Raw genomic sequence first — 12,802 nt, forward strand, 5'->3', positions numbered from 1 at the left:
CGACGAGCCACGAAGGGCCTGGTGAGACAGGTTGCGGAGCCCTTCGTGGCTCGCTTCGCTCGCACCTCAGGGAGCAGAGATGTGGACGCTTAAGAGTGTTCTTTCGTAGTCCACGCAAGACCTGCAACGCTGCAGGCCGACACAACGGCGCCACTTCGACGGAACTTGCGCTGCCCCGACATGTGACCGGCAGACAACGCTCGAGAGCGTTCTGTTCATGCTCCCTGAGGTGCGAGTGAAGCGAGCCACGAAGGGCCATGTTCGATGCTCGCCCGCCCTTCGTGGCTCGTCGCTTGCGCTCCTCACACCTCAGGGAGCAGGGGTTATGGAGTTCTTTAGGGCTGAACAGCAGAGGAAACATCGAATGGTGATCGTCGCCAACATGTTTCGCGAGTTCGCCGAGATGATGCCGACGACAGCCGCCTCCTCGACGGCCGGATCCAGGAGCTCACCTATCGCCCCACACCGCACTTCTGACCCCGGCGATCACCCACACCGACTACCAACCAAGCACTTGCTAGGTTAGTCTCGGGGGCATGAGTGACGCCGTCATCCCACCTCCGCTCGGACCCGACGATCTGGGCCCGGATACCTCACCGGTCGCCTACGAGACCGGCGGCCCCGACGGCGCGGTGGCCTATGTGACGCTGAACCGCCCGGAGTACCGCAACGCGCAGAACTCGGTGATGACCTATTCGCTCGACGCCGCGTTCCGCAAGGCCGTCGACGACGCCTCGGTGAAGGTGATCGTGCTGCGGGCGAACGGCAAGCACTTCTCGGCCGGACACGACATCGGCACCCCCGAACGCGACTTCGACACCTACTACGAGAACGCGGCCGTCCTGCACTGGGACCACACCGACAAGACCGGTGCCGACCAGCGTCTCGCCCGCGAGATGGAGGTGTACATGGGGATGTGCCGCCGCTGGCGCGACATCCCCAAACCCCTCATCGCCCAGGTCCATGGCGCGTGCATCGCCGGCGGTCTCATGCTCGCCTGGATCTGCGACTTCATCGTCGCCTCCGATGACGCGTTCTTCTCGGACCCGGTCGCCCGCATGGGCATCCCCGGCGTCGAGTACTTCGCCCACGCCTTCGTGCTCGGCCCGCGCCGGGCGAAGGAGATCCTCTTCACCGGTGAACGTTTCACCGCGACGCAGGCGGCCGACTGGGGCATGGTCAACCACGTCGTTCCCCGGGACGCCCTCGAGACCAAGGTCAACGAGATCGCCGAGAAGGCCGTCGCCATGCCGATGCAGGGGCTCTTCCTGAGCAAGAAGGCCGTCAACATCTGCGAAGACCAGATGGGACTGCGCAACTCGATGGATTCGGTGTTCGGCTGGCACCACTTCGCGCACGCGGCGAACTCCGAGGCGGGTGGCGACTCCCTCGGCGGGATGGACGCGAAGTCGATGAAGGCGTCGGCGTCGACCGGCGCCGCCGCGGGATCGGGGAGCTGACATGGACCTGCTGTTCGACGACGCCGCCGACGCCTTCCGCGCCGAGGTCCGCGCCTGGCTGGCCGATCATGTTCCGCGCGAACCGCTTCCGTCGATGGACACCGCCGAGGGATTCGAGGCGCACCGCGAATGGGAGCGGACGATGGCCGCCGACCGGATGTCGGTCGTCAGCTGGCCGGAGGAATACGGCGGCCGCGATGCCCCGCTGCTGCACTGGGTCATCTTCGAAGAGGAGTACTACCGTTCGGGTGCTCCCGGACGCGTGAGCCAGAACGGCATCTTCCTGCTCGCACCCACCCTGTTCGAGCACGCGAGTCCTGCTCAGCTGGAACGCATCCTGCCGCGGATGGCCAACGCCGACGACATCTGGGGTCAGGCGTGGAGCGAACCCGAGGCCGGGAGCGACCTCGCCTCGCTGCGGTCGACCGCCGTTCGCACCGACGGCGGCTGGCTGCTCAACGGTCAGAAGACCTGGAGTTCGCGGTCGAGTTTCGCCGATCGGGCCTTCGGCCTGTTCCGCACCGACAAACAGGCGCAGCGCCACAAAGGTCTCACCTACTTCATGTTCGACCTGCGCAGCGAGGGCGTGACCGTCCGGCCGATCGCACAGCTCGACGGCGAGGCCGGGTTCGCAGAGCTGTTCTTGGAGAACGTCTTCGTCCCCGACGATCCGTCGAATCCGGGCGAGTCGGGTGTCATCGGCGAGGTGGACAACGGGTGGCGGGTCGCGATGAGCACCGCCGCCAACGAACGCGGGCTGTCGCTGCGCGCACCCGGCCGGTTCCTGGCCACCACCGACCGCCTCGTCGAACTGTGGCGGTCGAACCGGGACGACGTCCCGTCGACGGCGAACACCGATGCGCGCGTGGCAGATGCGTGGATCGGGTCGCGAGCCTACGAGCTGTCCACGTATCAGACGGTGAGTCGTCTTGCGGCCGGTGGTTCGCTCGGCATGGAGTCGTCGATCAACAAGGTGTTCTGGTCGCAGTGGGACATCGCCGCCCACGAGACCGCCCTCGACCTGCAGGGCCCGGCCGCCGAGCTCGACGACCGGTGGACCGACGGCTACCTCTTCTCGTTGTCCGGGCCGATCTACGCGGGTACCAACGAGATCCAACGCAATGTCATCGCCGAGCGCCTGCTCGGCCTTCCCCGTGGAGATCGGTGATCATCATGGACTTCCGACTCTCCGACATCCACACCGACCTCGCCTCGACGGTGGACGCCATGCTGGGCAAGGCCGACATGCCGACCGCCACGCGCGCCTGGGCGGCCGGTGACCGCGCGGCCGTCGCCAAGGTCTACTCACAGCTGGCCGACGCGGGCATCAGCGGACTCCTGATCGACGAGTCACACGGCGGCAGCAGCGCCGGGGCCGTCGAGATGGTCGTCGCCGTCGAGCAACTCGGACGCCACTGTGCCCCGGGCCCGATCGTCGAGAGCGTCGCCGTGCTGCCGATCCTGCTGCACGACGCCGACGTGTTGGGCCCGCTCAGCGACCTCGCCGAGGGACGGCTGGCGACCTGCGCGATCGGACCGCTCCAGCCGTTGGCCGCCGACACCGCCGCCGCCGATGTCTACCTCGTCGAGGACGGAGTGCTCTCGCGGGCCACCGTGCAGAGCACCGAGCCCTCGATCGACAGCACCCGGACGTTGTCGCGGGTCACCGCCGGCGACGTCCTGGCCACCGGGGTCGATGCGTCCGACGCCGCGGACGCGGGCGCACTGGCCACGGCTGCTCAGCTGCTCGGCCTGGGTCAGGCGATGCTGTCCATCGCCTCGGAATACGCGCAGTCGCGCAAGCAGTTCGGCCGACCGATCGGGTCGTTCCAGGCCGTCAAACATCATCTCGCCGACGTGGCGATCGCCATCGAGATGGCCCGCCCCCTCGTTCACGCAGCCGCCCTCGGCGTCGACGGCCAGGTGCCGGAGGGCACCGACGTCTCGCGCGACATCTCGGCGGCGAAGGTCGCGGCCGCCGAGGCCGCCGACCTGTCGGCCCGCCGCTCGCTGCAGGTGATGGGGGCGATCGGGTACACCGCCGAGCACGACATCTCGCTGTACATCACCAAGACCCGGGCGCTGCTCAACGCCTGGGGCTCCCCTGCCGTACACCGCCAACGCATCCTGGAGACGCTGTGACCGTCAGTACCGGCATCGAAAGCCCGGCCATCGGCGCGGAGGAACGGGAGGCACTCGTCGAGACGGTGCGGGATCTCCTGCGTCGCCGGGGCGATTCGACCACGGTCCGCGCGGCCATGTGCGCTCCCGGGCGCATCGACTCGACCCTGTGGCAGACGCTGTGCACCGAGATCGGGGTCGCCGCGCTTGCTGTCCCCGAGCGATTCGGCGGTGCCGGGGCGTCATGGATGGAGTCGGCCGCGGTGCTCGAAGAACTGGGCGCCGCACTGAGTCCCGTCCCCGCGCTCGGCTCCGCACTCGCCACCGGCACGATCCTGCTCGCGGGTGACGACGACGCGTCGTCGCGACTTCTGCCCGCCCTGGCCGCCGGCGAGCGGACCGCGGCGGTGTGCTGGGCCGGTGAACGCGGCTGGCAGACCCCCGGTGTGCGTGCCGACGCCGGACTCCTCACCGGGACAGCCCACTTCGTCGTCGACGGCGAGTCGGCCGACGTGCTCCTCGTGCTCGCGGCCGGCCCCGGGACACACCTGACCCTGCACGAGGTGGCCGCCGATGCGGACGGCGTCTCGGTGTCGCCGATGCCCGTCCTCGACCCGACCCGGGCGCTGTCCTCGGTGCGCTTCGACGAGGTGGCGTCCGCGGCGATCCCCGCGCCGGACGATCTCGCGTCCCGGCTCCGTGCGCTCGCCTGGGCCCTGCTGTCCGCCGAGCAGGTCGGGGGCGCGCAGCGAGCGCTCGACCTCACGGTCGATTACACCAAGTCCCGCAAGCAGTTCGGGCGCACCATCGGCTCGTTCCAGGCCCTCAAGCATCGGATGGCCGACATGTACGTGCTGGTCGAGACGGCGCGGTCGATCTCCCGCGCCGCCGTGGCCGCCCTCGCCGCCGACGACCCGGATGCCGCCGATCTGGCGCTGGCCGCCCACGTGTACTGCTCCGATGCCTATCGTCGTGTCGCGGGCGAGGCCATCCAGCTGCACGGCGGCATCGGCATCACCTGGGAGCACGACATCCAGCTCTATTTCAAACGCGCACAGGCCACGTCGCAGATGTTCGGTGCCCCGCACACCGCGGTGACCGAAGCGGCCCGCGCACTGCGCTGACCGACCTCAGTGTCGCCGCGGCCGCCACCGGGCGAGCAGCCGCTCGACCGGGTCGGTCAGCAGCAGTAGGAACAGCGGCAGATTTCCGCTGCGCGGGAACACGATCGCGACGCCCAGTGCGACCGCGAGGATGATGAAAGTGGCGACTCCGCTCGACGAGGCAACCCATCGGTCGGTGGCGTCGTCGTCGGCGAGCAGTTCCCGGTGCCGACGGCCCCATTCGGCGATCCCGATGAGCGAGCCGACCGAGACGGCCAGCACACCGATGTAGAGGATGTTGGCCTGTTCGATGTGGGCGCCGTCGATGAGGGCCGTCGCGAAGGGCAGCGCCACGATCGTGAGCAACCAGATGAAGTGGAGGTTGATCAGCGTGCGGTCGTAGGCGCGGAAGTACTCCATCGTCTGATGGTGCTGGCGCCACAAAATCCAGATGACGCCGAAACTGATGATGAAGCTGACCAGTTCGATCGAGTTGTCGGACACCACGTCCGCGACCGACGAATCCTCGCGCAGGTCGTTCGCGATGTCGACGAGCGGGAGCACCAGCAGGGTCAGCGCGATCGCGACCACCGCGTCGGCGAATGCGATGAGCCGGCTCAGTCCCTCTGCCGACTGTCGGTTCTCCGGTTCTGCCATGCGAAGCACTGTAGAACGACCGACGGGCGGCCTGTGGGTCAGACGGCGAAGGCCGCCTCGACCGTTGCCTCGTCGAGTCCGTAATCGGCGAGCTGGTACCGGTGCTTCGGTTTGCGCGCACCCGACCGGCTCTCCTCGTCGAGCGCGGTCACCGCCGCACGCGCGTCCTCCGACATCGGGGTGTCCAGCGCCGCGTACACCCGCTCGACGGTGCCCATCGGGTCGTTGCGCAGATCGGTGAAGTCGATGTCGAGGAACTGGGCCGGGTCGTACCGCTTCCGTGCGGTGGAGAACTCACGGAGTCCGCGTGACCACAGCTCGAGCTGGTCCTGGCCCACTTGCTCGCCGGTGAACGTCGTCGACCATCCCGGGGTGGCGTGTTCGGCCAAGCTGCACATCGACGCGATGAGAGTGCTGGGCGGCCGGTGCGTCTGGATCACCAGGGCATCCGGGTACGCCGCCATGAGCGCGTCGAGCGCGAACAGATGGCTGGGGTTCTTGAGCACCCACCGCTTGCCGGGGTCGTTGAGCCCGATCAGCTGCAGGTTCTTGCGGTGTCGGAGATACGCCGGCGTCCAGTCCTGTTGGGCGAGCCACCTCGAGTAGGTCGGGATGTGCGCGAGGGATTCGTACGAGATCGACATGACGCTCTGGCGGAGCAGCTGCCAGCACTCCTCGACCTCGCCGGCGTCCATGTAGTGCAACCCCATGAACTCGGGATTCTCGACGTGATGTTGCTCGAATCCGGCCTGGATCTGCTGGTAGACGGGGTTGTCGGACCAGGTGTCGCGCGGCGGCCGGGGCTGCGGGAACTCGGCGAGCCACATCTCGACGCCCTGGTGCGCCGGATCGGCGGCCAGGAGTCGGTGCAGCGCAGTCGTTCCCGTGCGCGGCAGGCCGGTCACGAAGATCGGCCGCGTCACCTCGACGTCGGCGTACCCCGGGTTCGCCTTCCACGACGCCTCGCTGAGCAACCGGGCGACCAACGCGCCCTTGAGGAAGAAGCGGAACATCTTGCTGCCGATCTCGGTCAGCCCCGCCTCGGAGCGGTAGGAGTCGAGCAGGATGCCCAACGGCTCCAGGTACTCGGTGTCCCCGAAGTCGTCGAGGCCGGTGGCGCGAGTGGCCGAGGAATGCAGGTCTTCGATCGTGCCGACGTCAGTGCGTGCCGCACTAGTCATGGTATTCACCGCAATTCACGTCCAGGGTGTGCCCGGTGATGGCGCGCGCCATCGGCGAGGCGAGGAACACGACGGCGTCGGCGATCTCGTCCGGCTCCGGCAATCGCTTGAGGTCGGACTTCGACGCCGTCTGCTCGTAGACGTCGTCGGGTGAGATCCCGTATTTCTTGGCGACCTCGCCGAAGTACCACTTCAGCTGGTCGTCCCAGATGTAACCCGGTGCGACCGAGTTGATGCGAATCCCCTTGTCGCCGAGTTCGGAGGCCAGCGACTGCGACATCGCCAGCAGCGCCGACTTCGCGATCTTGTAACTGCCGTAACGGGGTTCGGAGTGCCGGATGACCATGGAGTTGATGTTCACGATCGAGCCGTCGGACTCGCCCAGCGCGTCGGTGAACGCGCGGATCACCCGCAACGTGCCCAGCACGGTGACGTCGATGCTGCTCGCGATCTGATCGAAGTCGGTGCGGGACAACGGTTTCATCGACGGGAGGGCGAAGGCGTTGTTGACCAGTACATCGGCCCGGCCGAACTCGGCGACGGTGGTGGCCACCAGGTTCTCGACGGCGGCGTCGTCGGTGATGTCGGCCGGGACGACGAGGCTGGTCCCGCCGGCGGCGTCGATCTCGGCGGCGACCTCCTTCAGCCTTGATTCCGTACGGGCGGCGAGGACAACCCGCGCCCCCTCCGCGGCCGCGCGCAGACAGATCGACCGCCCGAGTCCCGGACCGACACCCGAGACCACGACGACCTTGTCCGCGAGCAGACCCCCCTGTGCGCTCATCCCAGCATCCTCTCGGCGAACCCTCGCTGACGCGCCGCGATCCGCTCCGCCCAGCCGTCGGCGTCGATCCTGTTGTGCTCGAGGTGCGGCAGATGGTCGGCGACTTCGTCGAAAGCGACGACCTGTGCGGTCGGGCCCAGGTCCGGGCCGATCGGCGAATCACTGCGCTGCCAGCGGAACTGCAGGATGCCCTTCGACCGTCCCGTCGTCTCGATCCAGTTCGCGACGCCCGGATCACGATGCGACACCACCATGCGGATCATGCCGTCCGGATCCACCTGCGCCTGAGCGGAGTTCAGGCTGGTCTGGTGGTTGACGTAGTCCAGCGAGATGTACCACATGCTGCCGAGCTGGAATCCCTGGTACGGGGCGTCGGACCGCGGAATGGTGATCACCATCGCCTCGTCGGGCCCCAACCGGAAGTGTCCGACGGAGGAGAACTGCGTGCTGAGGCCGCCCGGGGTCTGCCGCGGTTCGGTGAACGTGTTGACCGGCTCGTCGAGGTAGAACCACTTCGGGAAGTTGAACCAGGTGTTGATGCGAGCCGTCAGCATCTTGCCGGCCGTCGCGTACCGGCGGGACACCCGGGCCAGGTCCGGCTCCGGCGGCGCGGTCCCGATGGTGTCGACCCGTTCGATGGTGATCGACCCCTTGCGTTCGGACCAGTCGGAGTAGACCTCGCGCACCGCGAGCATCGACGCGCCCTCGCCGAGCGGGAAGTAGTCGTCCGGCGCATCCGGGATGGGTGGGCCGAAGGTCAGCTCGAACGACCCGTCGTCGGCGATCGTCAGCCGCCGGTCGTCGAACGCATCCTCGCCGCCCGGTACCGACGAGGCCGTGTAGTCGCCGCGCAGGACCTGGAAGCTGAGATCGGTTGTGGTACCGCGCCGCCCGCGTACCCGGTATGTCCCGGTGGGTTCGACGTCGGCGTGATAATAGAGCGTGTCCGGATTGTCCAGGCCCATCTTCGTCGACGGCCCGGTGGACGTCACGAAGTTCGGGTGGGAGATGGACCGGGCGCGCACCAGTTGGACGATGGCGGCGATACTCCCCGCGAGGTAGTCGTAGCCTTCGGCGAGATCTTGGTCGGTCTCGGCGAAATCGGCCGATGCGACCAGCTTCTCGGCCTCCGCGATCGCGTCGAGGAGGGGCTGCGTGACCAGCGGTGCGCCACTCGTTGTTTCGGTTGACGATGTCTCGGTCGTCGCTGTCTCGGTACTCGTCGCGTCGTCGACGGTCATAGCCAGGTGTCCCCGCCCGTCCATGTGAGGAAATTTTCCAACTCTGCCTGTGCGGGCGTGACCCGCGGGTGTTCGGTCGACAGGTAGCCGCCACGGTAGAACAGCAACGGCTTGTCCTGCAGCACTTCTCCGAGAGTCAGTGCGCGGCCGATGACGATGTGATGGTCACCGCCGTCGGTGACGGTCTCGACGTCGCATTCGACCCAGGTCAGGCTGTGCCGGATGACGGGGAGACCGGCCGGTGACGGGTCCCAGATGACGTTCGCGAACTTGTCGTCGCCGGGGGCGCCGAAGGCGGCGCTGACGTCCTGCTGGCGGTTCGACAGGACGTTCACACAGAACTTGCCCGTCTTCTCGATGACCTTCCAGCTCCGGGAGGTCTTCATCGGACAGAAGAGGACCAGCGGCGGATCGAGCGACAACGCGGCGAACGACTGGCACGCGAACCCGACCGGCTTACCCGCGTCGTCGAGGGTCGTGATGACGGTGACCCCGGTACAGAACTGGCCCATCGCCGTTCGGAACTGACGGGAGTCGAAATCGGCGGACCCGTAGGGCGAACGCGTGGACTGCTGGGTCGCGGCGCCGGAGGGCATCTCGGACAAGGGCATCTCAGCCCTTGAACCCGACGCTGAAGTCATGCCCCCACAGACTCACTGCCGTGCTCTCGCGGGCGATCCATTCGTCGTCCTTCACCGTGCGTCCCTCACAACCGAATTCGATGTCGAAGCCGCCGGGTGTCTTCATGTAGAAGGACAGCATGAGGTCGTTGACGTGTCGGCCGAGGGTCGCCGACATCGGCACCTTCTTGCGCAGCGCGCGGTCGAGGCACAGGCCGACGTCGTCGGCGTTCTCCACCTCCACCATCAGGTGGACGATGCCGGTGCTGTTCGGGATCGGCAGGAACGCCAACGAGTGGTGCCGGGGGTTGCAGCCGAGGAAACGCAGCCACGGCACCTCGTCGCCCTCTTCGCGGCCGACCACCTGCGGCGGGAGGCGCATCGAGTCACGGAGCTTGAATCCCAGGACGTCCCGGTAGAATTCGAGCGCCGCCTTGTCGTCGGAGCAGGTGAGCACCACGTGGCCCAGACCCTGCTCCTCGGTGACGAAGCGATGCCCGTACGGGCTGACGACGCGCCGGTGCTCCAGCGCGGCGCCGTGAAAGACCTCCAGGGTGTTGTCCGCCGGGTCGTCGAAGACGATCATCTCGGCGACCCGACGGTCGGCGACCTCCTCGTCCTTGCCCTCACGGAAGACCACACCCGCACGCGACAGCCGATCCCGGACATCCTGCAACTCAGCGGCGTTCGCGACCTCCCAGCCCGCGCAGGCGAGCCGGTCGTGCTCGGACGGCACGATGACCAGACGGGCCGGGAAATCGTCCATCCGGAGATACAGGGCACCGTCGGTGAGACCAGAGCCCTCGATCATGCCGAGGACCTTGAGGCCGTAGGTGCGCCACGCCTCGATGTCGGTGGCCTCGATCCTCATGTACCCCAACGAGCGAATCGGACTGTCACTCATCTCGATCAATCCTGTCTTGTCCCTGCTCCCTGAGGAGCGAGCTTGCGAGCGTCACGAAGGGTCACACCATCGTGTCGCCGATGGGAATCCCGAACTCGCCGTTGCCGAATGCGACGTAGGCGCGCTCGGGGTCGTTCGCGGCGTGCACGCGGCCGGCGTGGGCGTCGCGCCAGAAGCGCTGGATCGGTGTCCCGTTCTCGAGCGCGTGGGCGCCCGAGTTCTCGAAGAGTCGGTCGATCGCGGCGATCGCACGTCCGGTCGCACGCACCTGGTCGCGTCGAGCGGACAGCCGCAGTTCCATCGGGACCTCCTCGCCGGCGAGGATGAGGTCGTACTCGGCCTGCAGGTTGCCCGACAGCTGGCGCCACGCGGCGTCGATGTCACTGGCGGCCTCGGCGATCCGGACCTTGGCGAACGGATCCTCCTTGGCCTTCTCGCCCGCGTAGGCGGCCCGGACCCGCTTGCCCTGGTGCTCGACGTGGGCGCGGTAGGCGCCGTAGGCCATGCCGACGATCGGCGTCGCGATGGTGCTGGGATGGATGGTGCCCCAGGGCATCTTGTAGACCGGCGCGGTGTTGCGCTCCAGGCCCGGGCTCTGCCCCATCGACATCGTGCGCATGCTGAGCATGCGGTGCCGGGGCACGAACACGTCCTTGACCTCGATGGTGTTGGACCCGGTGCCGCGCAGACCGACGACGTTCCACACGTCCTTGATCGTGTAGTCCTCACGCGGGATCAGGAAGCTGACGAAGTCGACGGGCTTGCCGTTCTTGATGACCGGACCCCCGACAAAGACCCAGTCAGCAGTCTCGCAACCCGACGACCACGCCCACGAACCGTTGACCTTGTAGCCGCCGTCGATGACCTCACCCATGCCCATCGGCGCGTACGACGACGAGATCCGGACATTGGTGTCCGAACCCCACACGTCTTCCTGCGCCTGCTGGTCGAAGAGGGCGAGGTGCCAGTTGTGGACGCCGATGATGCCCGACACCCAGCCGGTGGACCCGCAGGCCGACGCGATCCGGCGGACCGCTTCGTAGAAGGTGACCGGGTCGACCTGGTAGCCACCCCACTGCTCGGGCTGCAACAGCCGGAAGAAGCCGGCGGTCTCGAGGCTCGAGACGGTCTCGTCGGGGATTCGACGCAGATCCTCGGTCGACTGCGCACGCTGCTCGAGTTCCGGGAGCAGGACGTTGATCTTCTCCAGGACCTGCTCGGCGGCTTCGCTCCGTTGTGCTGGCATCTCGCCTGCTCCTACTCGTCTCTCCTCGGCCGGACGAGCCGGCCGCTGTACCCATCGAGTTCGAGATTAGAACACGTTCTCATTTCTGTCGAGGACTGGGACTTTATGCCCATGTACAGGCCCGATCGGCGTTCGGGACGACGATCGGGCTGACAAATCTGAAACGTGTTCTAGTATTGGGTACAGTTCTTCGACGCGACACCAGCCACAGACAGGAGAGGGCACATGTCTTCAGGACCCGAGACGATGACCCCGAGCAGCCCCGGCGCGCCGAGCGCAGCCGCCGCCTCCGACGGGGCCGATGTGGGTATCCGGGAGATCGACACGGGTGCGCCGCCCACCCGCTTCGCGCGCGGTTGGCACTGCCTCGGCCTGCACGAGGAGTTCGACGACGGCAAGCCCCACTCCGTCACGATCTTCGGCACCAAGCTGGTGGTCTGGGTCGACACCAAGGGCGAGGTGAACGTGCTCGACGCGTTCTGCCGGCACATGGGCGGCGACCTCTCCCAGGGCAAGCTCTCGGGCGACAACGTCGCGTGCCCGTTCCACGGCTGGCTGTGGAAGGGCAACGGACGGTGCGCCGGCGTGCCCTACGCCAAGCGCAACCCGAAGCTCGCCAAGACGCGCTCGTGGCCGTCGATGGTCCGCAACGGCCAGATCTTCGTCTACAACGATCCCGAAGGCAATCCGCCCCCGGATGAGTGCATCATCCCCGAACTCGAGGAATTCGGGTCCGACGAGTGGACGCCCTGGACCTGGAACCGCATCGTCATCGAGGGCTCCAACTGTCGCGAGATCATCGACAACGTCGTCGACATGGCGCACTTCTACTACGTGCATTTCGCTCTTCCGGATTACTTCAAGAACGTCTTCGAGGGTGAGATCGCCGCGCAGTACATGAATTCGCACGGCCGGCCCGACGTCACCCTCGGCACCAATTACGGCGACAGCCGCCTCGAATCGATCGCAGCGTATTACGGCCCGTCGTACATGTTGAACCCGATGATCCAGTACTACGGCGGCTACGCGGTCGAGACCATCCTCACCAACTGCCACTACCCGATCGACGAGAACTCCTTCGTCCTGATGTACGGCGTGATGGCCAAGGTCCCCGACGGCCTGACCGCCGAACAGGCGTCGAAGATGGCCACCAAGATCAGCGCCGGCGTCGAGGTGGGCTTCCTTCAGGACGTCGAGATCTGGAAGAACAAGACCCGCATCGACAATCCACTCCTCGTCGAGGAGGACGGCCCGGTCTACCAGCTCCGCCGCTGGTACGACCAGTTCTACGTCGACAAGGCCGACGTCACCGACGAGATGACCGGCCGGTTCGAGTACGAGATCGACACCTCCAAGGCCCTCGAGAGCTGGAACGAGGAGATCCAGGAGAACCTGCGCCGCCAGGAGGCCGAGAAGGCTGCGGAATCCACGGCGTCGGAGACCACGGAGAAGGCCGAGGTCTGACGTGACCCGGGCGGCAGGGGT

General features: G+C 67.1%; 12 protein-coding genes. 5 read left to right on the plus strand and 7 right to left on the minus strand.

The window, feature by feature from the left end; all coding sequences use genetic code 11:
* Nucleotides 1-536: 536 nt before the first annotated feature.
* The 4 genes from Q9R39_RS15105 to Q9R39_RS15120 are packed head-to-tail and all read left to right on the plus strand — an operon-like array spanning nt 537 to nt 4,705.
* Nucleotides 537-1,460, plus strand: a complete 924-nt coding sequence (locus Q9R39_RS15105; protein WP_065629146.1) for an enoyl-CoA hydratase — start codon at nt 537-539, stop codon at nt 1,458-1,460.
* 1 nt (nt 1,461) lies between these two features.
* Complete coding sequence (locus Q9R39_RS15110; RefSeq protein ID WP_239400093.1) at nt 1,462-2,628, plus strand: acyl-CoA dehydrogenase family protein; 1,167 nt, start codon at nt 1,462-1,464, stop codon at nt 2,626-2,628.
* Between the two features lie 5 nt (nt 2,629-2,633).
* Nucleotides 2,634-3,602 (plus strand): acyl-CoA dehydrogenase family protein, encoded by a 969-nt coding sequence (locus Q9R39_RS15115; protein WP_311277762.1) that lies wholly within the window; start codon nt 2,634-2,636, stop codon nt 3,600-3,602.
* Nucleotides 3,599-4,705, plus strand: coding sequence for an acyl-CoA dehydrogenase family protein (locus Q9R39_RS15120; protein ID WP_311277711.1), 1,107 nt, complete (start codon nt 3,599-3,601; stop codon nt 4,703-4,705). The genes Q9R39_RS15115 and Q9R39_RS15120 overlap by 4 nt, the downstream gene beginning before the upstream one ends.
* A gap of 6 nt (nt 4,706-4,711) precedes the next feature.
* Here Q9R39_RS15120 and Q9R39_RS15125 read toward each other — a convergent pair whose 3' ends face one another.
* The 7 genes from Q9R39_RS15125 to hsaA form a co-directional block, all read right to left on the minus strand.
* Complete coding sequence (locus tag Q9R39_RS15125; RefSeq protein ID WP_068969863.1) at nt 4,712-5,341, minus strand: TMEM175 family protein; 630 nt, start codon at nt 5,339-5,341, stop codon at nt 4,712-4,714.
* Nucleotides 5,342-5,379: 38 nt separating this feature from the next.
* Nucleotides 5,380-6,522: a sulfotransferase gene (locus tag Q9R39_RS15130; RefSeq protein ID WP_078111639.1), complete on the minus strand. Its 1,143-nt coding sequence runs from the start codon at nt 6,520-6,522 to the stop codon at nt 5,380-5,382.
* A complete protein-coding gene (locus Q9R39_RS15135) occupies nt 6,515-7,306 on the minus strand; it encodes an SDR family oxidoreductase (protein ID WP_078111640.1) in 792 nt (263 codons plus the stop codon). The genes Q9R39_RS15130 and Q9R39_RS15135 overlap by 8 nt, the downstream gene beginning before the upstream one ends.
* Nucleotides 7,303-8,547 (minus strand): hypothetical protein, encoded by a 1,245-nt coding sequence (locus Q9R39_RS15140; protein ID WP_078111641.1) that lies wholly within the window; start codon nt 8,545-8,547, stop codon nt 7,303-7,305. The genes Q9R39_RS15135 and Q9R39_RS15140 overlap by 4 nt, the downstream gene beginning before the upstream one ends.
* The gene (hsaB, locus tag Q9R39_RS15145; protein WP_058251400.1) at nt 8,544-9,143 is read right to left on the minus strand and encodes a 3-hydroxy-9,10-secoandrosta-1,3,5(10)-triene-9,17-dione monooxygenase reductase subunit; all 600 of its coding nucleotides are present in this window, start codon (nt 9,141-9,143) and stop codon (nt 8,544-8,546) included. Before hsaB ends, Q9R39_RS15140 begins: the two co-directional genes overlap by 4 nt.
* Before the next feature lie 16 nt (nt 9,144-9,159).
* Nucleotides 9,160-10,071, minus strand: a complete 912-nt coding sequence (hsaC, locus tag Q9R39_RS15150; protein WP_058251167.1) for an iron-dependent extradiol dioxygenase HsaC — start codon at nt 10,069-10,071, stop codon at nt 9,160-9,162.
* A 61-nt stretch (nt 10,072-10,132) separates the two neighbouring features.
* Entirely contained in the window at nt 10,133-11,317 is a 1,185-nt protein-coding gene (gene hsaA, locus Q9R39_RS15155; protein ID WP_078111642.1) for a 3-hydroxy-9,10-secoandrosta-1,3,5(10)-triene-9,17-dione monooxygenase oxygenase subunit, read from the minus strand.
* A 225-nt stretch (nt 11,318-11,542) separates the two neighbouring features.
* On the opposite strand from hsaA, the gene Q9R39_RS15160 reads away from it, so the two are divergent.
* Nucleotides 11,543-12,781, plus strand: a complete 1,239-nt coding sequence (locus tag Q9R39_RS15160) for a Rieske 2Fe-2S domain-containing protein (protein WP_311277712.1) — start codon at nt 11,543-11,545, stop codon at nt 12,779-12,781.
* Nucleotides 12,782-12,802 lie beyond the last annotated feature (21 nt).

Origin of the sequence: Gordonia sp. AC31 (genome assembly GCF_031844505.1) — a bacterium.
Taxonomy (GTDB): Bacteria; Actinomycetota; Actinomycetes; order Mycobacteriales; family Mycobacteriaceae; genus Gordonia; species Gordonia hongkongensis.

Excerpts from the sequence above, each read along its gene's own strand:
- Q9R39_RS15105 (WP_065629146.1), top strand. The coding sequence starts at position 537 with ATGAGTGACGCCGTCATCCCACCTCCGCTCGGACCCGACGATCTGGGC.
- Q9R39_RS15140 (WP_078111641.1), bottom strand. The coding sequence starts at position 8,547 with ATGACCGTCGACGACGCGACGAGTACCGAGACAGCGACGACCGAGACA.
- Q9R39_RS15125 (WP_068969863.1), bottom strand. The coding sequence starts at position 5,341 with ATGGCAGAACCGGAGAACCGACAGTCGGCAGAGGGACTGAGCCGGCTC.
- Q9R39_RS15160 (WP_311277712.1), top strand. The coding sequence starts at position 11,543 with ATGTCTTCAGGACCCGAGACGATGACCCCGAGCAGCCCCGGCGCGCCG.
- Q9R39_RS15110 (WP_239400093.1), top strand. The coding sequence starts at position 1,462 with ATGGACCTGCTGTTCGACGACGCCGCCGACGCCTTCCGCGCCGAGGTC.
- Q9R39_RS15130 (WP_078111639.1), bottom strand. The coding sequence starts at position 6,522 with ATGACTAGTGCGGCACGCACTGACGTCGGCACGATCGAAGACCTGCAT.
- hsaA (WP_078111642.1), bottom strand. The coding sequence starts at position 11,317 with ATGCCAGCACAACGGAGCGAAGCCGCCGAGCAGGTCCTGGAGAAGATC.
- Q9R39_RS15115 (WP_311277762.1), top strand. The coding sequence starts at position 2,634 with ATGGACTTCCGACTCTCCGACATCCACACCGACCTCGCCTCGACGGTG.
- hsaB (WP_058251400.1), bottom strand. The coding sequence starts at position 9,143 with ATGCCCTCCGGCGCCGCGACCCAGCAGTCCACGCGTTCGCCCTACGGG.
- Q9R39_RS15135 (WP_078111640.1), bottom strand. The coding sequence starts at position 7,306 with ATGAGCGCACAGGGGGGTCTGCTCGCGGACAAGGTCGTCGTGGTCTCG.
- hsaC (WP_058251167.1), bottom strand. The coding sequence starts at position 10,071 with ATGAGTGACAGTCCGATTCGCTCGTTGGGGTACATGAGGATCGAGGCC.